This is a genomic window from Proteus sp. fly-1067 (assembly GCF_040139345.1).
Classification (GTDB): domain Bacteria; phylum Pseudomonadota; class Gammaproteobacteria; order Enterobacterales; family Enterobacteriaceae; genus Proteus; species Proteus vulgaris_B.
On the sequence record NZ_JBEEUL010000012.1, the window covers coordinates 13,011 to 36,822 of the forward strand.

The following is a 23,812-nucleotide window of genomic DNA, read 5'->3' on the forward strand; positions in this document are numbered from 1 at the left end:
GTTGTTATGAATGAAACACAGTTAACGCACCTTCAGCAATTAGAAGCAGAAAGTATTTATATCCTGCGTGAAGTTGTCGCTGAATTTGCAAATCCCGTCATGCTTTATTCAATAGGCAAAGATTCCTCGGTGATGTTGCATTTAGCACGCAAGGCGTTCTATCCCGCTAAATTACCTTTTCCTTTGTTACATGTTGATACTGGCTGGAAATTTCGAGAAATGTATGATTTTCGAGATAAAACAGCTAAAGAATATGGTTTTGATCTTAAGGTTTATCGCAATCCGCAAGGTGAAGAGCTTGGAATTAATCCGTTTATTCATGGTAGTGCAAAACATACGGATATCATGAAAACAGAAGGGTTAAAGCAAGCCTTAGACAAATATGGCTTTGATGCGGCATTTGGTGGTGCTCGTCGTGATGAAGAAAAATCACGAGCCAAAGAACGTATTTATTCATTTAGAGATAGATCTCATCGTTGGGATCCGAAAAATCAACGACCTGAATTATGGAAAAACTATAACGGTCAAATTAATAAAGGCGAAAGTATTCGAGTATTTCCATTATCTAACTGGACTGAACTCGATATTTGGCAATATATCTATTTAGAAAATATCGATATTGTTCCTCTTTATTTTGCAAAAAATAGACCTGTTATTGAGCGTGATGGCACATTAATTATGGTTGATGACGACAGAATTGATCTTAAGCCGGGTGAAGTTATCACTCAGCAACAAGTGAGATTTAGAACTTTAGGATGCTGGCCATTAACTGGAGCCATTCCTTCACAAGCCGAAACGCTACCCGCCATTATTGAGGAAATGCTGATTTCCACCAGCAGTGAACGACAAGGACGTTTAATTGACAGTGATCAGTCCGCTTCAATGGAGCTGAAAAAACGCCAAGGTTACTTTTAATTGGAGGATATATGGGACTTGCAGCCGTGAAAACAAATCAATTTATTGCTGGCGAAATTGCACATTTTGGTGGTGTGGAAAGCTATCTTAAAATGCAACAAAACAAAGGATTATTACGATTTTTAACTTGTGGTGATGTTGATGATGGTAAAAGCACATTAATTGGACGTTTGCTTCATGATACAAGGCAGATCTATGAAGATCAGCTTTCTACATTACAAACGGAAAGTAAAAAAATAGGTACTCAAGGTGAAAAGCTCGATCTTGCTTTGCTGGTGGATGGATTAGCGGCAGAGAGGGAGCAAGGGATCACTATTGATGTTGCTTACCGTTATTTCTCAACGGCAAAACGCAAGTTTATTATTGCTGATACACCCGGACATGCGCAATATACCCGTAATATGGCGACAGGCGCATCAACCAGTACGCTTTCTATTCTGCTGATCGATTCTCGTAAAGGTGTACAAGAGCAAACACGACGTCACAGTTTTATCAGCACACTTTTGGGGATACGCCATCTGATTGTGGCAATTAACAAAATGGATCTAGTGGATCACCAACAAGCTATTTTTAATTCGATCCAACAAGATTATCTTAAATTTGCCGATCAACTTCCGACAGATCTAACCATTGAATTTGTACCTATCTCTGCGCTTGATGGTGATAATGTTGTTTCACCTTCCTTGAATATGCCTTGGTATCAAGGGAAAACGTTGCTTTCATTATTAGAAGATGCGCCAGTTAAATTGGGAGCATCTACACAATCGCTACGTTTTCCTGTGCAATATGTAAATCGCCCTGATCTAGATTTTAGAGGATATAGTGGCACGATTTCTTCTGGTGTTCTTTACCAAGGACAACAAATCAAAGTATTACCTTCGGGGCACCGTTCTACTATCAAACGTATTGTTACTTTTGATGGTGATTTAACACAAGCGAGTGCAGGACAAGCTATTACACTTGTTTTAACTGATGAAATTGATATTAGTCGTGGCGATATTATTGTTGATAGTAGTGATATAACTGCCAATATTAGCACTCATGCATTGATAGATGTGGTATGGATGTCAGAGCAACCCTTAGTTCAAGGGCACATACTTGATATCAAGATTGCAGGTAAAAAGAGTCGAGCAAAAATAGAGAATATTCATTATCAAGTGGATGTGAATAAGCTTACTCAACAAGTTACAGATAACTTAAGTTTAAATGCAATAGGTAATGTTGAAGTCTCATTTGAAGAGCCTTTGGTGCTTGATAACTATCAAGCCAATGCCGATATGGGGGGGCTTATTTTTATTGATAGGTTAAGCAATGTCACGGTAGGGGCTGGACTTATCCGAGAAACTCGCAATACGCCTATACAAACTACGACACAATACGATGCGTTTGAAGTTGAGCTTAATCAGCTTATTCGTCGTCATTTTCCTCATTGGGGAGCAAGAGATCTTCTTGGAGGAAAATAAAGATGATAAGCGAAGATATTATCTGGCATTCGCATAAAATTGGATTAAACGAACGTGAATCACAGCAGGCACACAAAGGATGTGTGCTTTGGTTTACTGGGCTATCAGGATCGGGTAAATCCACGCTGGCTGATGCATTAGAGCAAGCACTTTATCAACACGCCGATTCGCCAATTCACACCTATTTATTAGATGGCGATAATTTACGTCATGGATTATGCCGTGATCTTGGATTTAGCGAAGAGGATCGGCATGAAAATATCCGTCGTGTGGGTGAAGTAGCTAAATTGATGGTAGATGCGGGGCTTATTGTTTTAACCGCTTTTATCTCACCTTATCGAGAAGATAGGCAACAAGTTAGGAGCCATTTTGAGCAAGGTCGATTTATTGAGATCTTTGTCGATACCCCCCTTCATATTTGTGAGGCTCGTGATCCGAAAGGGCTTTATCAAAAGGCAAGACGTGGTGAAATAAAACAATTTTCAGGAATTGATTCACCTTATGAACGCCCTGTTGACCCTGAATTACATTTAGATGGTACACTCTCTATTAATAAACTTACTCAGCAAATCCTCATTTATCTACAGCAAAATCAAATCTACCGTTAATTTTGAAGTGAAATTTAATTATCTCTACACAAATATCGCATAAAAAGGATAAATGTGTAGAGATATCAATACATTAATTTTGTGAGGCACATTTATCATCACCCCCTGTTTAAATATCATTAAGTCTTTTCATCTAAAATGGATTTATTTATCAATTAACTCTATTCTGGCTTATCTTAATAAGAAAAAATTAAGCCTTTATCTGAATATTACAAAAGAGCCTCACGTTTATAGTGAGCTGAATACAAATAATAATGTAATATATTCCAGTGCTTTTGTGGCGTCTGTGGTTGAGTTGTGGGATGATTAGCCCATTAATCTTGGGGGTGGTAATGGGGAAATTAACAGTCTTACTTCTGATTTTACTTGGTTGGCTACAATATTCATTGTGGTTAGGTAAAAATGGTATCCATGATTACAACAAAGTAAGTCAAGAAGTTGAATCTGCATTGGCGCAAAATACGCAGTTAAAAGAGCGTAATGATCGTCTATTTGCAGAGATTGATGACCTCAATGGCGGGCAAGAAGCGTTAGAAGAGCGCGCTCGTAGTGAATTAGGGATGATTAAGCCTAATGAGACCTTCTTCCGTATTGTGAATGATAAGTCTCAACCACGTCGTTAATTTATTGAATTAATAGTGTGTCCTGATACAAATACCATAATGAATATAACAAACTCTACTCTTCCTATTGTTGCCGTTATTCCAGCAGCTGGTATCGGAAGTCGAATGCAATCAATCTGCCCAAAACAATATTTGAAGATTGGTGGATTGACTATTCTTGAACATACCATTAATGCTTTATTAAAACACCCACGCATAATGAAAATTATTGTGGCAATTAGCCCAGATGATCATTATTTTCAAGCCTTACCTTTAGCACAAGATGAAAGGATCATTACAGTTAATGGTGGAGGAGAGCGAGCGGACTCTGTATTATCGGGTTTAGAGTACGTCACTCAGCATTTTTCTGAAAAGACTTGGGCTCTTGTCCATGATGCAGCGAGGCCTTGCTTGCACTTTGGCGACCTTGATCATCTTATTAAATTAATTGATGAAAACTTCTCAGATCCACAGTTTTGCGGTGGTATTCTTGCAACTCCTGTACGTGATACGATGAAACGTAGCCATCAACAAGATAATCATATTGAACAAACAGTAGAAAGAACAACACTATGGCATGCTTTAACGCCACAGTTCTTTCCTGCCTCGTTATTAAAACAAAATATAGAAATGGCACTCTCAGAAAATGCAACTATTACTGATGAAGCATCAGCGATGGAATTTGCTGGATATGAACCTCTATTAGTGAAAGGGCGTGCAGACAATATTAAAGTAACTCAGCCAGAAGATTTGGCGCTTGCAGAGTTTTTTCTTTCACGCCAAATCACCAATATAAGGAACACACAATAAAATGAGAATTGGACACGGTTACGACGTACATAAATTTGGTGGTGAAGGTCCTATTATTATTGGCGGCGTCAGAGTTCCTTATGAACAAGGCTTATTAGCTCACTCTGATGGCGATGTTGTATTGCATGCGGTGACTGACGCTATTTTAGGCGCAGTGGCAATGGGGGATATTGGTACGTTGTTCCCTGATACTGATCCGGCGTATAAAGGTGCTGATAGCCGTGTATTACTTCGAGAAGCATTTTCACGCGTAAAAGCCAAAGGTTACCGAATTGGTAACTTAGATGTCACTATTATTGCTCAAGCTCCTAAAATGTTACCTCATACACCACAAATGCGTGTCAATATTGCAGAAGATCTTCATTGTCATATTGATGATATCAATGTAAAAGCGACAACAACTGAAAAACTTGGATTTGTGGGTAGAAAAGAAGGTATTGCTTGTGAAGCTGTTGTTTTATTAATAAAAGAGTCATTACCTGAATGAGTGAATTACCAGAACTCCATTGGTTACATGGAAAACCACAAGCAACAGGTTTATTGAAGTCAATTCCTGAAGATTTTATTGTCCGTGAAGATCTTGGTTTCACCCTCGATGGTGAAGGTGAGCATGTCATGGTGAAAGTCAGGAAAACTGGATGTAACACCGCTTTTGTTGCTGAAAAACTGGCAAAATTTGTGGGTATTCACCCTAGAGATGCAAGCTATGCTGGACTAAAAGACAGAAATGCTGTTACCGAACAATGGTTTTGTCTGCGTATGCCGGGTAAAGAGATGCCCGACTTCAGTCAGTTTGTTTTAGAAGGTTGTGAAATTTTAGAAACAACTCGCCAACAACGTAAATTACGTATAGGAACATTAAAAGGTAATCACTTTACATTGGTATTGAGAGAAATCTCAGACCGTACATTTGTTGATGTACGATTAGCTCAAATTAATGCTAAAGGTATTCCTAACTATTTTGGTGCTCAACGATTTGGGCGTAATGGTGAAAACTTACGCCAAGCGATGCGTTGGGCAACCGATGAAATTCGTGTTAAAGAGCGTGGTAAACGCAGTTTTTATCTTTCAGCAGCACGCAGTGCCATGTTCAATCATCTTGTCAGTAAAAGATTAGAGTGTGATTTATACTCAAAAGTGATACTCGGTGATGCAATGCAACTTCATGGACGAGGCAGCTGGTTTATTGTCGATGAAGCTGAACTCACTTCAACACAAACTCGCTATGAAGAACATGATGTTCATATAACTGCACCTTTACCGGGCAAGGGTGATTTAGGTACACAAGCACAAGCATTGGATTTTGAAACTGAAAATCTGGCAGAATATGAAACATTATGGACATTGGCTCGACAAGAGCGAGTTGATAATACAAGACGTGCTATCAATGTGTTACCAGAAAATATGTCATGGAATTGGGTAGACGACACCACTGTTTCTCTGTCATTCTTTTTACCTGCAGGAAGCTTTGCAACTAGCGTTGTACGTGAATTAATTTTATTAGGGAATGATGATGCTGAAAATATTGGTGAGTAATGACGATGGTGTGATGGCGAAAGGAATACAGACCCTCGCTAAAGCATTACGCCAGCGCTATGATATACAAATTGTTGCACCTGATCGTAATCGTAGTGCCGCCTCTAACTCTTTAACAATTGACCGGCCATTACGCAAGCAAGAGCTGGAAAATGGCGATATCGCGATTGTTGAAGGAACACCAACAGATTGTGTTTATCTTGGTGTTAATCATTTAGTGCGCCCTCGTCCTGATATTGTGGTTTCCGGTATTAATCATGGCCCTAATTTAGGTGATGATGTTATTTATTCAGGTACAGTGGCAGCGGCAACGGAAGGGCGTTTTTTAGGTTTACCTGCGATTGCCGTCTCATTAGATGGTGAAACGCACTTTGAGACAGCGGCTCAAGTAACTTGTGATGTGTTGGCAATGTTACAACAAGTACCTTTAAGAGCCGGGAATATTCTCAATATTAATGTGCCAGATATTCCACTAAATGAAGTAAAAGGGTTTCGTATCACACGTTGTGGGAGTCGTCATGCTTCACAGCACGTTTATACTCACACCGATCCTAGAGGAAATAGCCTTTATTGGATTGGGCCTCCAGGCGAAAAAAACGATGTAGGCCCTGATACAGATTTTGCTGCTGTTGATGAAGGTTATGTGTCGATTACACCCTTACATGTCGATTTAACAGCATACAAAGCACTAGATTTACTACAAAATTGGTTAAATAAAGCAGAGGTCAAAAAAACATGTTAAGTCGGTCAATGAAAGACTTACTGACAATGTTAAAACAGCATGGTATCAAGGATGAAAGCCTGCTGGAAGCAATGAGTAAAGTACCCAGAGAGCTCTTTATTGATGAAGCGCTTTCTCATAAGGCTTATGAAAATACAGCTTTACCTATTGGTAATGGCCAAACTATTTCACAACCTTATATTGTTGCTAAAATGACAACGCTACTAGAATTACAAAGTACGGATTCTGTTTTAGAAATTGGAACAGGATCTGGGTATCAAACGGCTGTTTTAGCAAATTTAGTCCATCATGTCAGCTCTGTTGAGCGTATAAAGATATTACAATGGCAAGCTAAACGACGTTTTAAGCATCTTGATTTACATAATATTTCTACACGCCATGGTGATGGATGGGAAGGGTGGTCATCAAAAGCGCCTTTTAATGCCATAATAGTGACAGCATGTGCAACAGAAGTACCACAACAGTTATTGATGCAATTAGCTGATGGTGGCAGGATGATAATACCTGTAGGCGAACAGCAACAAATACTGAAGTTTATCCGACGTTTAGGTAATGATTTTCACTATCAATCTATAGAAGCTGTTAGGTTTGTTCCTTTAATTTCAGGTGAGTTAGCATAACTTCCAGATAAATCTGACCGCTTTTTATTACTGCTTTTTAATAGCTTGTCGTAATCTGCACTAATAAATGAAACATTTTCAAAAAATTGCAGTCTTTTTGTTTAACTCGACAAATTGCTAGATGCTAATGCCTTTTTAAAGGGAGAAGGAAGTATGAATTCAGAAAGCCCAATTAAGCATGTCCGCTGGGCAATCATGTGTTCGGTAATTGGATTTGCATTAACAGGCTGTGCAGATACACCTTATCGTCCTGCACCCATTACCTCTGTAAATGATAGCTCTTCAAATAACACGGTCTCAACCGCGCCTGTGATGACTAACAGTAATGCGACACCGGTTGAAAGAACGACCCCTTTACAATCGTCACCTCCTCCTTCAATTAAGGTGAATAGTGCTTCATCTAATGGGGGCACATATCAGCCTCAAAACCAACCTCGTCCACAAACATCAGTAGCGACTCAAAATGTGGGTACAGATGGTTCTGGCCGTATTGTGTATAACCGCAATTATGACAGTATTCCTAAAGGGAATTACAGCGGCAATACCTATACAGTAAAACGGGGTGATACCATGTTCTATATCGCGTGGATAACAGATAGCGATGTAAAAGAGCTGGCATCAATGAATAATATTCCAGAACCTTACAGTTTAAATGTGGGACAGGTGCTGAATATTGGTAACCGTCAAGTCAATACGGGAACCAATACGAATGTGAATACATCCGTTATCAATCAACCAAGTAGTGCTGGTGTTCAAACGGCTCAAACGAAACCGACAAATAACACATCAATGGGGCCATTGATCACTAAACCGGCAACAACACCGCCGAAAACAACGACTCCGCCACCAACAACCAACACGAATACCACTACGGCAGCAACACCAGCACCAACAGCGGTTTCTGGTAAGTGGATTTGGCCAGCACAAGGTAAGATAATCGAAAGTTATTCAAGTGCTCCAGGAGGCAATAAAGGTATCGATATTGGTGGTACTAAAGGTTCCCCAATAGTTGCAACGGCGGCAGGTAAAGTGGTTTATGCCGGTAGCGCATTACGTGGTTATGGTAACCTTGTTATCATTAAGCATAATGATGAATACCTTAGTGCATATGCGCATAACGACACCATCTTGGTACGTGAGCAACAAAATGTGAATGTAGGTCAGCAAATTGCGACGATGGGTAGCTCAGGAACAAGCTCTGTCCGACTGCACTTTGAGATCCGTTATAAAGAAAAATCACTTAATCCAATGAGCTATTTACCTAAAAAATAAATAAGTGATTTTTAACTCGTATAGTGAATAATCCTAAAATTAAGCCCTCTCTTTTATAAAAAGGAGAGGGCTTTTTGTTATCTGTAATTAATTAAAATATTGAAAAAAAATACATTTTAACTAAGTAAAACTGCTTAATTAATGATAAGTAAAAATGAGAGGTCGATATAAAATTATAGATAACGTTAAATTAGACGGTTGATTCTCAACCAATGAATGCGTATGCTAAAAAATGTTATATAAAAAATGAATAAAGATTCGTTATTACTAAAGGATGAGCTATAAAATAACCTCTTGTTTAAAAGGGTATTTTCTTTATTAGATTATCTTTTTAATAATAGTAAATAATAAAAATTATTTGGTATTATTTTATTATTCTGGGTTTTTATTTATTTTTTTAGATACAAATAGTTACAGCTAGCGCATTAAGTGAAGTAATTTTACGTATAGATAAACATACGTAAATATAATAAAAAAACTGTTAATAACCTGCACTCAATAGTTAAGTTATTTATTGAATAAAGAAAGATAAAATTAACAGTAAAATAGATTATGTTATCTTTTATTTTGTAATTCGTTACAAGGGAAAATCAGTAAACCCGTTGTGTCGTGACACAGCGATAAACTGGTAAACAGACTTTAATCAAACGTCGTTTACCTAAATTATCAAGGGTAGGAGCAGCTGATGAGCCAAAGTACGCTAAGAGTAGACGAGTTATATACAGATGAAATTGAAGAGAACATGGAAGAGTTCGATGAAGTTGCTGCAAAAGAGGCAGAAAATGAGTCTGATGCTCAAGACGAAATTGAACTAATTGAAGGAGTCAATCAGCGTGCGCTTGATGCAACTCAGCTTTATTTAGGAGAAATTGGTTATTCTCCGTTGCTGACCGCTGAGGAAGAAGTTTTTTTTGCCCGTAGAGCGTTACGTGGTGACATTCCTTCAAGACAACGAATGATAGAAAGTAACCTTCGTTTAGTTGTTAAGATATCTCGTCGTTATACAAACAGAGGTCTTGCCCTGCTTGATTTGATTGAAGAAGGGAATTTAGGACTGATCCGTGCAGTTGAAAAATTCGATCCTGAAAAAGGTTTTCGTTTTTCAACTTATGCGACATGGTGGATACGTCAAACCATAGAACGTGCCATTATGAATCAAACTCGTACCATTCGTCTGCCCATTCATATCGTTAAAGAGCTGAATGTTTATTTAAGAACTGCAAGAGAACTAGCACATAAGCTTGATCATGAGCCTAGTGTTGAAGAAATTGCACAAACGCTTGATAAACCAGTTGAAGATGTAAGTAAGATGTTGCGTTTAAATGAACGTATTACTTCTGTTGATACCCCAATTGGGGGGGATTCAGATAAAGCCTTACTCGATATTATCTCTGACGAAAATGAAGAAGGGCCTGAGGCGACAATTCAAAATAATAACCTCAAGGAAAATATCATAAAGTGGTTATTTGAATTAAATCCTAAGCAACGTGAAGTATTGGCGCGCCGTTTTGGATTATTAGGCTACGAGGCTGAAACTTTAGAAGATGTTGGTAGAGAAATTGGTCTGACAAGAGAAAGAGTTCGTCAAATCCAAGTTGAAGGATTACGCCGACTAAAAGACATTCTGCAAAGTCAGGGGTTATGTATTGAAGCTCTTTTCAAAGCATAACTAGCCTTTATTTCTGTCTACAGCTTCCAATATATTGTTATTGCCAAAGCCGATTAGTAAGTTGCTAATCGGCTTTTCTTTATCTTGTATTATGTGATTTAACAAGATAAAACAAGAGCGTGGTGTTGCATCTCGTTAATCTGGTAAAAGAGATAAAGGAAGATATGAAAGATTATTTTTTAAACGTCAAATTAGAGAGTTGCCATTTTGACCAAAATAAAACCTCACCGAAAGGAATGGTGAGATTAATAGCATCAGGTAAAGTGTTTTATCTTAATGAAGATGATTTCACTCACTCTCAAGATTTTCTGAAACGTTTAAAACAAGGCGATGAGCTTAAAATTTGTGCTGAATTGCTTAATGACGGCAGTTTATGGGTGCAATGGATTTATCATGACAGCAAAGGAAGGCTTGAGCCAGAAAGAACTTTTACACTTACCACTAAACAGAAAAAATGGTTATTACTTGCTTTTGTTCTTACTGTAATTGGGAGTGGATGGAGCTATTATTCTTTACTTTATCTAGAGACTAATTTCTTCATCATCGTTTCCATGGTTATTTCATTTGGTGCTGTAATGGTTGGAGTGAGTTATATCGGAGAAAAAGCCTATCGTTTTTTTCAGCGTATTAGACCTAAGCATAAAAAAAGAATTAAAGCGTTGGATAAAATAATGGCTAAACAAGATATTACTGCTCCAGATGGTGAACAACTGATTATTCCTGAAATAAAAACAATACCACTGTTAAAGCATATAACACGCAAAAAACCAACCTTTCACATCAAACAAAGTAAAGTACAGCAAGTACGAGGGAAAATAAAACTTCATCATGTTGATAGAATTAAAATACACTCCCGCAACGCAGAGAGTGTGGTGATGCAAATATCCTGTCAGATTGATAAACATCCATTTATATTTAGTTATAAAGAACGTTTATTTTATTCTGATCATAATTTATTTTTGACTGATGGTGATGATGTTGAATTATTCTTTTGGCAAGAAGAAGATAAAAACTCTGGGCCAGTTGTCTTAGGTATTTATAATCATACTGATAATGGTGCTTATTCAATTTCAGGGCAGATGTATCTTGGACATCAGCGAACTAAAAGATTATCGTTGTTAATTACAGGATTAATCAGCGCCTTTATTTTCTCGTTGTTCGCTATTTTTTCTATTTCAGATGTTTACGATAATGGTAATTATTGGGATAAATGGGACTGGTTTTTTGTTGGTGATACTTTTTTAGGTATGGGGATCATCTACGGTTCAATAATGACAGGATTTGCTTTTTTAATTGCCTTATTTTCGAATCTTTATATTTTACTATCACAAAAGGGTAACTGTAGTTATCAAACCTATTTTTTGCTCCAACAGCGATGTGTTGAAAATAAAAAGCTGCTTTATGTTACGGAGTTAAGCCAATGAATCCTTTTTTCCGTAAACCCTTTATTATCATCACTGGTTTATTTATTTTAAGCTTGCTCCTTTTTTATGGCGTGCTTTTTCACGGTTTTGCTGCTAAGTGGCAATGGAAAAATGAAAAAGATGCGGATTTATCTTCCTATCATTATTCTCGTTATGATTGGCGTAATACATTTAATGCACCAAGTGGTATCTTAATTAAAACAGAATCGGATCAAGGGCGATATGATGTTGATCTTTATGGCCGACTCTATCGCCAAGATAACCAGAGAAAATATACACTCTATTTTTCTGACAAAGAAGGTACTCGTTTTGTGTCACAGGGGCAAGGTAGCTTTTATAACGCCTATTGTATTCCTGAAAAGTGTATTCTATTTACAGAGCAGGGACGGCAAGTAATGAACTTAACTAAGTTTATGCTTGATGATTTAATTCCTTGGCAAGAGAGTAATAATGGCTATTACCGTTTTCCTTTAGCGCTTATTGGAGGGAAATTATTATATTCAGAGGCTACATCGCAATTAGTGTTAGTTGACAATAAAACAATAATGACAAGTTTAGATGAGGGAGAGAGTTGGGAATATTCCATTAATACAGAAGATCTTGTTAAGCAGTATTATGCAGAGGACTTTGGTGAATTTACACAATTCCATTATACCTTATCGGGTGATTCTCTCGTTATTTTTTATAATCATCATTACACAACAAACACATTAGAAATCACATTAAATTTAGTTAATAAAGAAGTGACAAAAACACGTTGGCTTCCTTTGCGTGTTAAAGAAGTTGCTCAAAATGATAAAGGTGATATCTATTTTATTGCTCAACATGCTTCTCGTGAGCTCTATTCTGTTGTTCAGCGCCAAGCTGATGGAAATGTAGAAACTTTCTATGAAAGTGGTTATAAATATCTAAATGATTTGATGATAAGTAGTAACGATTTGATTTTAAATAAAGGCCGTAATGATGATAAAGTTACGCTGATTTTTTCATTAAAAACAAAAAATTATACTTCTTATGAGAAAATCACTGACGATATGATGTTTAATCCCGCGTTATCTTCATTTATTCGTTTATTTGACAACTATGGTGATGATGACACTTTATTGTTATTGGGTGAGCGACTGAAATATAGTCATGCATCAATCAATTGACGTGGGATTTATCTCTGATTATTTTAGCTTAAAAATGCAGTCTCAAAAGATAATGACAAAATAAAAAACGAGATAACAGCGAGTTGCATAAGTGAAACAGTGTAATTATCAGTGATAAAAATAGAAAACTGTTATAAAAATGGCGCAATGAAGATAAACACTGCGCCATTTTTTATCATTTATTTATTTGATTTTTTATGTCTTATTTGGACATTTCTTTTAATCGATAAAGTTGTTCTAAAGCTTGTCGTGGTGTTAGAGCATCAGGATCGATTTTATCTAAAGCTAATTCAATCGCAGAAGGTTCAGCCTCTGTTAACAACATCAGTTGTGACGTTTCAACGTGACCGGAACCAGAGTGGCCAGATAGCATTTCAAGCTCTTTTAATTTCTGTTTAGCCCGGCGAATAACCTCTTTAGGAACACCCGCTAATGCGGCTACAGCCAAACCATAACTTTTACTTGCGGCACCTTCTTGAACGCTATGCATAAAGGCAATGGTGTCACCATGTTCGACAGCATCTAAGTGAATGTTTGCAGTACCCTCAAGTTTTTCAGGTAACGTGGTTAATTCAAAATAGTGGGTCGCAAAGAGTGTCATTGCTTTAATACGATTAGCTAAGTTTTCAGCACAAGCCCAAGCCAAAGATAATCCGTCATAAGTTGATGTACCCCGACCAATTTCATCCATTAAGACCAAGCTGTTTTCAGTCGCATTGTGCAAAATATTGGCTGTTTCGGTCATTTCCACCATAAAGGTAGAGCGGCCAGAAGCAAGGTCATCAGAAGCTCCCACACGAGTAAATATACGGTCAACAGGGCCAATTAATGCTTTTTCTGCAGGAACAAAGCTACCTATATAGGCAAGTAAAGTAATTAAAGCAGCTTGTCGCATGTAAGTACTTTTACCCCCCATATTCGGGCCTGTAATGATTAATAAGCGACGTTGAGGTGCCAATTGTAATGGGTTAGAAATAAAAGGTTCACTAAGGACTTGTTCAACAACAGGGTGGCGTCCTCCTGAGATTTGAATACCTGTTTTCTCACTTAATTCTGGGCGAGTATAATTTAATGATTCAGCGCGCTCTGCAAGGTTAGAGAGAACGTCTGTTTCTGCTAAAGCCTCTGCACTGAGTTGTAATGCAGTAAGGTGTGGCAATAATTTTTCAAAAATCTCTTCATAGAGCATTTTTTCAATCGCCAGCGCCTTACCTTTCGAGGTCAGGACTTTATCTTCATACTCTTTTAGCTCAGGAATAATATAACGTTCAGCATTTTTCAATGTTTGACGGCGAACATAGTGCATAGGTACTAAATTGCTTTGCCCGCGACTTACTTGAATGTAATAGCCATGTACACCATTAAAGCCAACTTTAAGTGTATCAATACCCCATTTTTCACGTTCACGAATTTCAAGTTTATCAAGGTAATCACTTGCTCCATCGGCTAATGCTCTCCATTCATCTAATTCAGCATTATAACCTGATGCAATAACACCTCCGTCACGTACTAATACCGGCGGTGTTTCAACAATAGCTTGTTCAAGTAGTTCACATAATTCATCGAACTGGCTAATACGCTTTTGTAATTCTTTAATGTAAGGCATATCCGCTTGTTCAAGCACTTGGTGAATATCATGATATTGCTGAAAAGCGTGACGCATACGAGATAGATCACGAGGGCGTGCTGAACGTAACGCTAAACGTGCTAATACACGTTCTAAATCGCCGATTTGGCGTAAAAAAGGCTGTAACTCAAAATAGAGAGGCTGCAATGCACTAATTGCATCTTGACGTTTAATGAGTTGTTCACGTTGGCGTAATGGTGTGTGTATCCAACGTTTTAGCATACGGCTTCCCATAGGGGTAACACAAAGGTCAAGTACAGATGCCAGTGTGTTATCAGTGCCGCCCGCAAGATTTTGTGTTAATTCAAGGTTGCGACGAGTTGCCGCATCTAAAATAATCGAATCTTGAGGGCGTTCCATGGTAATGCTACGGATATGAGGTAAAGAGGTGCGTTGCGTATCTTTCACATATTGTAATAAACAGCCAGCAGCACAGAGCGCGAGATGTGCATTCTCAACACCAAAACCTGTTAAATCACGAGTGCCAAATTGTAGATTGAGCTGTTGTTTTGCTGTCTCAGGTTCAAACTCCCAAATAGGGCGACGACGCAAGCCTTGTTGGCGCTCAATCAATGCCATTGATTCAAAGGTTTCTGGATAAAGTAATTCTGCTGGATGGGTACGTTGTAATTCAGCCATCATGCTTTCACTATCAGGCATTTCAGTAACTCGAAAACGCCCGGATGTGATATCTAATGTAGCATAACCAAATGCGCCATTTTTATCTTGCCAAATAGCGGCTAAAAGGTTGTCTTGGCGTTCTTCAAGTAAGGCCTCATCTGTGACGGTACCGGGGGTCACAATACGAATAACTTTGCGTTCAACGGGGCCTTTGCTTGTTGCAGGATCACCAATTTGCTCACAAATAGCGACAGATTCACCTAATTGTACTAATTTAGCGAGATAATTCTCAACAGCGTGATGAGGAACTCCTGCCATAGGAATAGGTTGCCCCGCAGACTGACCTCGTTTTGTTAATGAAATATCTAATAAGCGAGAGGCTTTTTTAGCATCGTCAAAAAACAGTTCATAAAAATCACCCATACGGTAAAACAACAAGATTTCAGGATGCTCTGCTTTAATTTTCAGATATTGCTGCATCATTGGTGTGTGGGAGTCTAAATGTTGAATGTCAGTCATGTTGTTGTCTGTCTTAACGTATTGAATTTTAAGTTATTTGTGAAAATCTATTGTTACACTGAATGTTGCTTTATTTCACAAGCTTTGTTCGATCATATCACAAGGTTTCAGTCTGTTGTTTTAATGATACAAATATCTTTTTAGACCAAGAGTGGAATAATTTTATTCACTATAATATCGTTGATTAACCGTTAATAGCAATCTGCACTTTTCTGAAAATTCATTGTTTTTAATTTATTACATATTGATTTGAAAGATATTTAATTACATTAATAAACAAAATGGGATATCTTTTACACAATAAATACGCAAATTAAAAAGTAAGGTAAATATTTAAATATTAAACATCAGAAAATCATCTCTTTCGCGGTACAACCCGCATAAAAAGAGTTTGTTAACTATTCTTCAATTTTTAATAGATGTAAAAAACCAGAGTCTATAAGAGTAATAGGGTATCTTATGGATAATTAAACAAAAAATAAATATAAAGAGTCACATTATGAGTCGTAAATTCTGATGGAAATGGTCGAATGGGACGATTATGGTGATTTGTTATTTTAAGTAAATCGCCTACAGAGTTAATTAAGTTGCCAGTTGAAACACTTATATAGGATATATATAAACGCTTAAAAAATATTTATAAAGATATAACAACGCACTTAAGTATATATACGTTATTAATCGTCTTAAAATACTCTTATAAAGAGTGTTGCTGTGATGTTTGAAATAAATGTAATAAATAATAGTCATTAATTATTAAACTCATTATAGTTTATAGCAAGTAAATTACTTAATAATATAATGAGGGGTTATGAAAAAGAGCATATTAGCATCGATAATAAGTATTTTATTAATATCAGCAGTAGGTTGTGATAATTCAAATGAAAATTCGAATACAGGAACATCCTCGCAAGATAAAAATAAAACAGAGCAAACAACACAATCTAAGCCTGATTCAAAAAATACTCAATCTGATGAAGTTCAGTTTAGTCAGAAAATTGAAAAAGGTAATTTGTGGCTAGCAACGTTTAACGAAGATTTTGGCACCATTATACAGAAAAAAACGGGCAGAATTTCAGGCACAATTAACGTTAATCTTTTAGATAATACGAAAACAGTTTTAACAAGTTTAAGTTCTGATAATGGTGAAAGCATTGATTTAACACCTTTCAAAGTATTTGAAACAGAAACAGACCAAATAAAAAAAATGAAAGCGAGTAGTGCGATAATGCCTGTTAGGAGTGCTTTCTCTATGTATTTGAGTGTTTCAGGAGCAGAGCGAGCTAAAGAATCTTTTGAATTTATGAAAACGCTTTCCCCTACACTTCCAGAATTAGATGCTGTAGGTAATGCTTATGGTGAAAGTTATGTTGATTTATATGAAAAATTGCTAAAGCTTGGGGATTATCTGGTTGTAAAGGAGACTTATCGTTTAGATGATTTTGCACAAGCCAGTAATTTGTATGAAGATGTGAAAAATGCTTATGCCAAACTAATCGATGAGAAAGAAAAAGCTGCTGACGCATATGAAAACTATTATCAAGCAATGCATATTGAAGAGCTTGAATTAGTGAAAAAAGAAGGTTTGGTTGTTCGCTATCAAATTATGCAATCACTGGATACAGTAACCAACACACTTGATTCAATGAACCCAGATAAAATAGATGTGGCTACACTTTCTGCGGCAATTACCAAAATTGAAGCGCAATCAATTGAATTAGAAAAAGTATTTGGTAATGAAGCATTGCTAAATAAAGAAAATATGAAAAGTACTGATTATTCAGTTAAAAAGTATTTAGAATTATATCAACAACTTGTCATTGAGTTAAAAGTATTAGAGAAAAAACTCAATGAGAAGAAAGATATATCAAGTAGCATAAATACTATTTCAAATGAGTATAAATATTTGATAGAGAATTATAATTCTTTAATAGCGAAGTAATATTTATACTGTAAAAATGTAAATCGCACTTTAATAGTGCGATTCTTCTCGCAAAATTTGTCTTTTATTCTGTGTTTTATTAAACATGAAATGATTATTAGAAAAAGATGACTCAAACTAAAGTTCAGAAGAATCTTGAAATAGAATTGAATGCTAGGAAAAAAATATTAAGAATGTAATCTGTCTTTATAGATATTATTTATTAATAGGTATTAATGCTTATTCACTTACAGCAACCCTATTTATTTCGATTTTGACTTAATTTTATTGATAAAAATAACATATTTTTATCAGGGCAATCTAGGACTACCTATATGGATGTATTGCGCTTTTTACTTAGTCTTCCGTTTAAACTGATCCGTTTATTTGGCTGGATTATTGTTTTTTGTATTCGTCTTCTTGAGAAAATACTTAGCCCGTTTATAGGACAAATACAATGGAGTACACCTATATGGGTTAGTTTTGTTGCTCGGCATTTGAGAAATATTGAAAAGGGTATGGTGAACCACCCGAAAACGGTATTAGGTTCTATTATTTTTCTTCTAGTCATGTCTTTTGGTAGTTACTACGGTTACCACAGTTATCTTAATCGCCCTGTTCCTATTGATGTTGCTCCCATTGTTGTACAAAAAGTTGATATAAAACTGACTGCCCCTGCGCCAATTAATTATGCCAGCGACAATCCTCAATCACAGAGAATAACGTTATCTTTTTCACGTTCTGCTGCACCTATTACACTTATTGATAAAGAAGTCACTGAAGGCGTGACATTAACGCCAGCTATTGAAGGGAATTGGCATTGGCAAAATGGTTCGACTCTTGTTTTTACAGCGAAAAAACCATTTGCAATGGGAAGCAAATATCAAATAGAACTTGATGAAGCTAAGTTATTAGCGCCCCAGTTTTCACTTAAATTAAAAAAATATGAATTTAAAACGTCTATTTTTGATTATCGTTTAGGAAATAGTGAGTTTTATCAAGATCCTCAAAATCCTGCTCAAAAGCATGCCATTATTAAAATTTCATTTAATGCCCCTGTTGATATTCAGAGCTTTGAAAAACGGCTTTCAATGAAATATGGTGATAATGAGAAGCTAAAATACGTTATTAATTATGATAATAAAAAATTAACGGCATGGGTTCATTCTGAACAGTTAGCGCTAAAAGATATTAGTAGCAAAGTGTTCCTTAAGATTGCACCAGGTGTTGCGAGTACAGTGACAGCAAACTCAACATCAAAAGAAAAAACCTATGGTGTGGATGTTCCAAGTTTATATAGCCTTAGTGTTTCCAATATAGAAAGTGAGCTTGTTGAGTCTGAAAATGGTAAAGATGCGCGTGTGCTTATTGTTTCTTTAAATGATGCGTTGAATGAGAAAGAGATAAAAAATGAAGTTAGTGCATGGTTATTACCTCAACACAATTTAGAAATACAAAATGCTGACCTTAACCAAGGTGAAGATGATTATTACGATTGGAATTTGAATGATGTTAGTAAAACTATTCTTGCTCAGTCAGAAAAATTAACACTTGAGATAAGTGATAATGAGCAAGAAAATCAGGCTACCTTTGCTTTTAAATATAATGCACCTGCTTATCGCTATCTATTGGTTAAAATCTCAAGTGGAATAACTTCTGTTGGAGGATACCAATTAAAAGAAGATCGTTATCAAATCGTCAGCGTCCCTGATTACCCACAAATGCTGAGTTTTGTATCTGAAGGTGCTTTACTTTCTATGACAGGAGATAAACGGATCACCGTTTCTGCTCGTAATCTTCCGGGGTTACAATTAGATATTAAGCGAGTTATTCCAAATCAGTTACAGCATATTGTTTCTTTTAAAGATAAATATTTTACTTCAACGAATTTTAACCGTCTAAATGATGAATATTTTACAGAGCATTTTACTTATCAAACAGCACTGAACAACGAAAATAAAGGTGAAACTCAATACAAGGGAATTGATTTAAGTCGCTATTTATCTGCTGATCCTAATGCTAAGCGTGGCATATTTTTATTAAAACTGACTTCTTGGGATCCGAATAAAGCATCAAGAACAGATGATGAAAACGAAGAGTATTATGAAGAGGGCGATGATGAAGTGGTTTTTGATGCTCGCTTTGTTGTTGTCACTGATTTAGGCATTATCGCGAAATCCTCGATTAACGGTTCAAGAGATGTTTTTGTACAATCTATTTATAGTGGTGAACCTGTTAGTAATGCGAAAGTCTCTGTCATTGCTAAAAATGGAACAACGTTACTTAGCAAAATAACTAATGCTGATGGACATGTTGCTTTTCCAACGCTTAAAGACTTTAGAAATGAACAAACTGCGGTTCTCTTTTTAGTTGAAAAAGAAGGGGATATTTCATTTTTACCGACAAATGCTTATTACGATAGACAATTAAACCTTTCTCGCTTTGATGTTTATGGCGATGATACGCCCAAAGATCCCCGCACTCTTGATAGTTTTCTTTTTTCTGATAGAGGTGTTTATAGGCCTGGTGAAACTTTCAATATAGGGCTAATTACACGGACATTTGACTGGAAAACGGCTATTGATGGAGTACCTCTACGTGTTGAAATTCGTGATCCTCGTAATACATTAATGTTAAATAAGTCCATGACATTAAACGAATTTGGTTTTAATGAATTGAGTTATACCACTTCAGAAAACTCGCCTACTGGAGATTGGAATATTTATCTTTACTTGGTGGGTAAGAATAACGAAGATGCCAGTTTATTAGGCAGTACGAGTATTGTCGTTAAAGAATTTGAACCTGACTTACTTAAAGTTGCACTTAATCTGAAACCTAATAGGCAACAAGGGTGGGTTAAACCTTCTGAATTAAAAGCATCAATTGACGTACAAAATTTATTTGGTACGCCTGCACAAAATAGACGTGTTGTGTCCAAATTAACGTTACGACCAATTTATCCTAATTTCTCACGCTATTCTGATTATCGTTTTTATGAAAACCGCCGTAATCACGATAGTTTTGAAACAGAGTTAGAAGAGACGACAACAAATGATGAAGGGATAGCTGATATTGATTTAGGGCTAGAGTCCTATGATGATGCAACTTATCAATTACAACTTATCTCTGAAGCTTTTGATGCAGGAAGTGGTCGCTCAGTCACTGCGGCGGCCCGTGTAATGGTATCTCCTCATGATTATCTCGTTGGGGTAAAAGCAGATGGAACACTTGACTATATCAATCAAAATGCACAACGTAATCTCAATTTTATCGCCATTGATCCAACATTAAAACAAGTTACTCAAGAGGCACTCACACTAGAACGTTATGAGCAAAAATACCTTTCTGTTTTAACTCGTCAAAATTCGGGTGTTTATAAATATCAGTCTAAATTAAAAGAAGTTTTTATTAATGAAGTCCCATTTTCTATTGATGAAAAAGGTAGCCACTTTTTATTAGAGACGCAAACACCAGGTAATTTTGTATTATTAGTCAAAAATAAAGCAGGTAATGTACTCAACCGCATCAATTATACGGTCGCAGGAAACGCGAATGTTACGCGATCCCTTGATCGCGAAGCTGAGCTACAACTTACTTTAAACAAAGACACATACAAAGCTGGTGAAGAAATAGAAATTGCCATTAATGCGCCTTATATCGGCAGTGGCATTATCACTATAGAAAAAGATAAGGTTTATCATTGGCAGTGGTTTACATCATCAACAACAAGTTCAGTACAAAAGATCCGTGTTCCAGATGATTTACAAGGTAATGGTTATATCAATGTCCAATTTGTTCGAGATATTAACTCTGACGAAATATTTATGAGTCCACTTAGCTATGGTGTTATACCGTTTAAAGTGAGTCGTGAAAATTTTCAAGCTAATATTGAATTGCAATCACCTGAGATTATCAAGCCAGGCGAGACTTTGCCGATCACCGTAAAAACAGAGACTCCACAACAAGTTGCTGTATTTGCTGTTGACGAAGGCATTTTACAAGTTGCACGATATAAATTAAAAGATCCATTGGATTACTTCTTCCGTAAACGATCATTAGAAGTTGAAAGCACACAAATACTCGATCTTATCTTGCCTGAGTTTAGCAAAATGATGTCACTGACTTCGGCACCGGGTGGAGATGCAGGAGAAGGTGTTGATCTCTATTTAAATCCATTCAAACGTAAAAAAGAAGAACCTGTGGCCTATTGGTCTGGTATTACGGAAGTAGAGGGTGAAGCGGTCTTTAATTATAAAGTGCCTGAATATTTTAATGGCAAGATCCGCATAATGGCAGTATCTGTTACCCCAAACCGTATAGGGAATGCACAACGTTATACTACAGTGCGTGATGATTTTGTATTAAGCCCACATATACCGACGACTGTTGCACCAAATGATGAATTTGATGTGACTTTAGGTATTGCAAATAATCTCACTGATCTTAATGGCGTTGAAACAAAACTAGATGTCATGATAACACCAGAGCCTCAATTAGAGGTGATAGGACAAAAGAGTTATCAATTGGAATTAGGTGAGAAAAAAGAAACGGTGGTTTCCTTTAGACTAAAAGCGAAATCGCAATTGGGTAATGGCGCTATCACTTTCTCAGTGAATACAGAAGGTAAAGTAACTCAACGGACGGTGGCTCTCTCTATTCGCCCTGCTTCAGCTTATCGAACTCAATCAAGCTTAGGCCGTATGGATGGAAAAGAGCAGAGTGTCACGTATATTCGCCAAATGTATGATGAATATGCCAATAGAGATGCGCGTGTTTCTTACTCTCCTTTGGTGCTCAGTAGTGCATTAGCACAATACCTTGCTAATTATCCTTATAATTGTTCAGAGCAAATAACCAGTCAGGCAGTACCGTTATTATTCCATCAACGTAATCCTGAAATGAAGGCTATCTATTCACAAGGTAAAATTCGTTCTCAACTTGAACAAACAATGGCGACATTACTCACTCGTCAAAATGGGCAAGGAGCAATAGGAACATGGCGCTCTACACCATCGACAGATCCCTTTGTCACCTTATATGTGGTTCAATTTTTACTAGAGGCACAAGAAGCAAATTACCCTGTATCTGATACGCTATTGCGATCATCCAATGAATATTTAACTAAGCTTGCCGTCAATGTAGGGTTAAATAATCAAGATGAACTTAGAATGCGTGCTTTTGCAGTCTATTTGTTAACGCGTCAAGGCAAAGTCACTACCAGTGAAATAGCAGCTATTCAAACGCGTATGCAAAAGAATTATCCAAAAACATGGCAGAGTGATTTAGGTGCTTTATATTTAGCAGCTTCTTATAAAATGTTGAAAATGGATAAACAAGCTGACGAGTTGTTAAAACCCACATGGCAAGAGCTAAGCAAGGCTTATAGTAAGGCGTGGTGGTCGAAAAACTATTTAGATCCACTGGTTTTAGACAGTACAAGATTATATTTGATTGTGAAACATTTCCCTGAAAAAGCCGCTGATATTCCACCGCAGCTCTTAGAGAATATGGTATTGAGCTTTAAAGAAGAGCGCTATACCACACAATCATCAGCGATGAGTATTTTGGCGTTAGAGCATTACACTAAACAGATCCAAAACACCACAGCATCAGCACAACCATTAACTGTGAGTGCTAAAAAAGGTGAAAATCCGCCAATAGTGATCTCATCGATGACAAATGCAACTGCGATTGGCCAGTTTGGTGCAGGTATTAACGAAGTTTTGTTTAATAACCCAACAAATAATCCTGCTTGGTATGTTGTCACACAGTCTGGTTTTGATAGCGAGCAACCTAAAGAAGCGCTTTCACAAGGATTAGAAATTTCTCGTGATTACGTGAATGAAAAGGGTGAGTCTGTAAATAGTGCAACATTAGGCGAAAAGCTTTATGTACATATAAAAGTCAGAGCCAATGCAAAGCAGGGCGTTGATAATGTTGTGCTGGTGGACTTACTTCCGGGAGGATTTGAGGTTGTACAACAATCAATGGATGATGTTGATAACCCTGAAGTGGAATGGTTGTCACCAACCAGATCAAAAGGAACACGCTGGTCACCAGAATACAGTGATATTCGAGAAGATAGAGTCATTATTTATGGTACAGCTAGTCAACAGGTACAAGAATTCGTTTATCAAATTAAAGCGACTAATTCTGGGGTATTTACAATACCGCCAGCATTTGCAGAAGCGATGTATGATAGAGAAATACAAGCATTAGCGGTTGGTAAAGGAGTTATGACTGTTAATAAACCGACGCAAAATAATGGCAATGTAAAATGAAATTAAATTGGATTTCAAACGCCGGTTTTTG

General features: G+C 36.8%; 16 protein-coding genes. 15 read left to right on the forward strand and 1 reads right to left on the reverse strand.

Translation table 11 applies throughout. The features are described 5' to 3' along the window. The first annotated feature begins 6 nt into the window (after positions 1-6). The 13 genes from cysD to ABN217_RS15055 all read left to right on the forward strand — a co-directional run bounded on the left by cysD (position 7) and on the right by ABN217_RS15055 (position 12,812). The gene (gene cysD, locus ABN217_RS14995; protein ID WP_109409747.1) at positions 7-915 is read left to right on the forward strand and encodes a sulfate adenylyltransferase subunit CysD; all 909 of its coding nucleotides are present in this window, start codon (positions 7-9) and stop codon (positions 913-915) included. A gap of 11 nt (positions 916-926) precedes the next feature. Further along, on the forward strand, positions 927-2,378 hold the full coding sequence (gene cysN / locus ABN217_RS15000) for a sulfate adenylyltransferase subunit CysN (protein ID WP_349459569.1): 1,452 nt from the start codon (positions 927-929) through the stop codon (positions 2,376-2,378). A gap of 2 nt (positions 2,379-2,380) precedes the next feature. Then, positions 2,381-2,986, forward strand: coding sequence for an adenylyl-sulfate kinase (gene cysC / locus ABN217_RS15005; protein ID WP_349459570.1), 606 nt, complete (start codon positions 2,381-2,383; stop codon positions 2,984-2,986). A 332-nt stretch (positions 2,987-3,318) separates the two neighbouring features. Continuing rightward, on the forward strand, positions 3,319-3,609 hold the full coding sequence (gene ftsB / locus ABN217_RS15010; protein ID WP_072070183.1) for a cell division protein FtsB: 291 nt from the start codon (positions 3,319-3,321) through the stop codon (positions 3,607-3,609). 39 nt (positions 3,610-3,648) lie between these two features. Further along, the gene (ispD, locus tag ABN217_RS15015) at positions 3,649-4,398 is read left to right on the forward strand and encodes a 2-C-methyl-D-erythritol 4-phosphate cytidylyltransferase (RefSeq protein WP_197269931.1); all 750 of its coding nucleotides are present in this window, start codon (positions 3,649-3,651) and stop codon (positions 4,396-4,398) included. Position 4,399: 1 nt separating this feature from the next. Then, positions 4,400-4,885 (forward strand): 2-C-methyl-D-erythritol 2,4-cyclodiphosphate synthase, encoded by a 486-nt coding sequence (gene ispF, locus ABN217_RS15020; RefSeq protein WP_196553856.1) that lies wholly within the window; start codon positions 4,400-4,402, stop codon positions 4,883-4,885. Further along, a complete protein-coding gene (gene truD, locus ABN217_RS15025; protein ID WP_340893665.1) occupies positions 4,882-5,934 on the forward strand; it encodes a tRNA pseudouridine(13) synthase TruD in 1,053 nt (350 codons plus the stop codon). The genes ispF and truD overlap by 4 nt, the downstream gene beginning before the upstream one ends. Continuing rightward, positions 5,912-6,676 (forward strand): 5'/3'-nucleotidase SurE, encoded by a 765-nt coding sequence (surE, locus tag ABN217_RS15030; RefSeq protein WP_072070179.1) that lies wholly within the window; start codon positions 5,912-5,914, stop codon positions 6,674-6,676. The genes truD and surE overlap by 23 nt, the downstream gene beginning before the upstream one ends. Further along, positions 6,670-7,296, forward strand: coding sequence for a protein-L-isoaspartate(D-aspartate) O-methyltransferase (locus ABN217_RS15035; protein WP_072070178.1), 627 nt, complete (start codon positions 6,670-6,672; stop codon positions 7,294-7,296). The genes surE and ABN217_RS15035 overlap by 7 nt, the downstream gene beginning before the upstream one ends. A gap of 153 nt (positions 7,297-7,449) precedes the next feature. Then, positions 7,450-8,568, forward strand: coding sequence for a murein hydrolase activator NlpD (nlpD, locus tag ABN217_RS15040; protein WP_349459571.1), 1,119 nt, complete (start codon positions 7,450-7,452; stop codon positions 8,566-8,568). Positions 8,569-9,253: 685 nt separating this feature from the next. Continuing rightward, complete coding sequence (gene rpoS / locus ABN217_RS15045) at positions 9,254-10,237, forward strand: RNA polymerase sigma factor RpoS (protein ID WP_023582671.1); 984 nt, start codon at positions 9,254-9,256, stop codon at positions 10,235-10,237. A 164-nt stretch (positions 10,238-10,401) separates the two neighbouring features. Beyond that, a complete protein-coding gene (locus ABN217_RS15050; protein WP_196553859.1) occupies positions 10,402-11,661 on the forward strand; it encodes a hypothetical protein in 1,260 nt (419 codons plus the stop codon). Continuing rightward, on the forward strand, positions 11,658-12,812 hold the full coding sequence (locus ABN217_RS15055) for a hypothetical protein (RefSeq protein WP_349459572.1): 1,155 nt from the start codon (positions 11,658-11,660) through the stop codon (positions 12,810-12,812). The genes ABN217_RS15050 and ABN217_RS15055 overlap by 4 nt, the downstream gene beginning before the upstream one ends. A 202-nt stretch (positions 12,813-13,014) precedes the next feature. Here ABN217_RS15055 and mutS read toward each other — a convergent pair whose 3' ends face one another. Beyond that, positions 13,015-15,579: a DNA mismatch repair protein MutS gene (mutS, locus tag ABN217_RS15060; protein WP_072070173.1), complete on the reverse strand. Its 2,565-nt coding sequence runs from the start codon at positions 15,577-15,579 to the stop codon at positions 13,015-13,017. Positions 15,580-16,390: 811 nt separating this feature from the next. Here mutS and ABN217_RS15065 point away from each other — a divergent pair. Beyond that, the gene (locus tag ABN217_RS15065; protein ID WP_349459574.1) at positions 16,391-17,521 is read left to right on the forward strand and encodes a YiiG family protein; all 1,131 of its coding nucleotides are present in this window, start codon (positions 16,391-16,393) and stop codon (positions 17,519-17,521) included. 314 nt (positions 17,522-17,835) lie between these two features. Beyond that, a complete protein-coding gene (locus ABN217_RS15070; protein ID WP_349459575.1) occupies positions 17,836-23,781 on the forward strand; it encodes an alpha-2-macroglobulin family protein in 5,946 nt (1,981 codons plus the stop codon). Positions 23,782-23,812: the final 31 nt, after the last annotated feature.

Coding starts and splice junctions, on each gene's coding strand:
- cysD (WP_109409747.1), top strand. CDS start 7: ATGAATGAAACACAGTTAACGCACCTTCAGCAATTAGAAGCAGAAAGT.
- cysN (WP_349459569.1), top strand. CDS start 927: ATGGGACTTGCAGCCGTGAAAACAAATCAATTTATTGCTGGCGAAATT.
- cysC (WP_349459570.1), top strand. CDS start 2,381: ATGATAAGCGAAGATATTATCTGGCATTCGCATAAAATTGGATTAAAC.
- ftsB (WP_072070183.1), top strand. CDS start 3,319: ATGGGGAAATTAACAGTCTTACTTCTGATTTTACTTGGTTGGCTACAA.
- ispD (WP_197269931.1), top strand. CDS start 3,649: ATGAATATAACAAACTCTACTCTTCCTATTGTTGCCGTTATTCCAGCA.
- ispF (WP_196553856.1), top strand. CDS start 4,400: ATGAGAATTGGACACGGTTACGACGTACATAAATTTGGTGGTGAAGGT.
- truD (WP_340893665.1), top strand. CDS start 4,882: ATGAGTGAATTACCAGAACTCCATTGGTTACATGGAAAACCACAAGCA.
- surE (WP_072070179.1), top strand. CDS start 5,912: ATGCTGAAAATATTGGTGAGTAATGACGATGGTGTGATGGCGAAAGGA.
- ABN217_RS15035 (WP_072070178.1), top strand. CDS start 6,670: ATGTTAAGTCGGTCAATGAAAGACTTACTGACAATGTTAAAACAGCAT.
- nlpD (WP_349459571.1), top strand. CDS start 7,450: ATGAATTCAGAAAGCCCAATTAAGCATGTCCGCTGGGCAATCATGTGT.
- rpoS (WP_023582671.1), top strand. CDS start 9,254: ATGAGCCAAAGTACGCTAAGAGTAGACGAGTTATATACAGATGAAATT.
- ABN217_RS15050 (WP_196553859.1), top strand. CDS start 10,402: ATGAAAGATTATTTTTTAAACGTCAAATTAGAGAGTTGCCATTTTGAC.
- ABN217_RS15055 (WP_349459572.1), top strand. CDS start 11,658: ATGAATCCTTTTTTCCGTAAACCCTTTATTATCATCACTGGTTTATTT.
- mutS (WP_072070173.1), bottom strand. CDS start 15,579: ATGACTGACATTCAACATTTAGACTCCCACACACCAATGATGCAGCAA.
- ABN217_RS15065 (WP_349459574.1), top strand. CDS start 16,391: ATGAAAAAGAGCATATTAGCATCGATAATAAGTATTTTATTAATATCA.
- ABN217_RS15070 (WP_349459575.1), top strand. CDS start 17,836: ATGGATGTATTGCGCTTTTTACTTAGTCTTCCGTTTAAACTGATCCGT.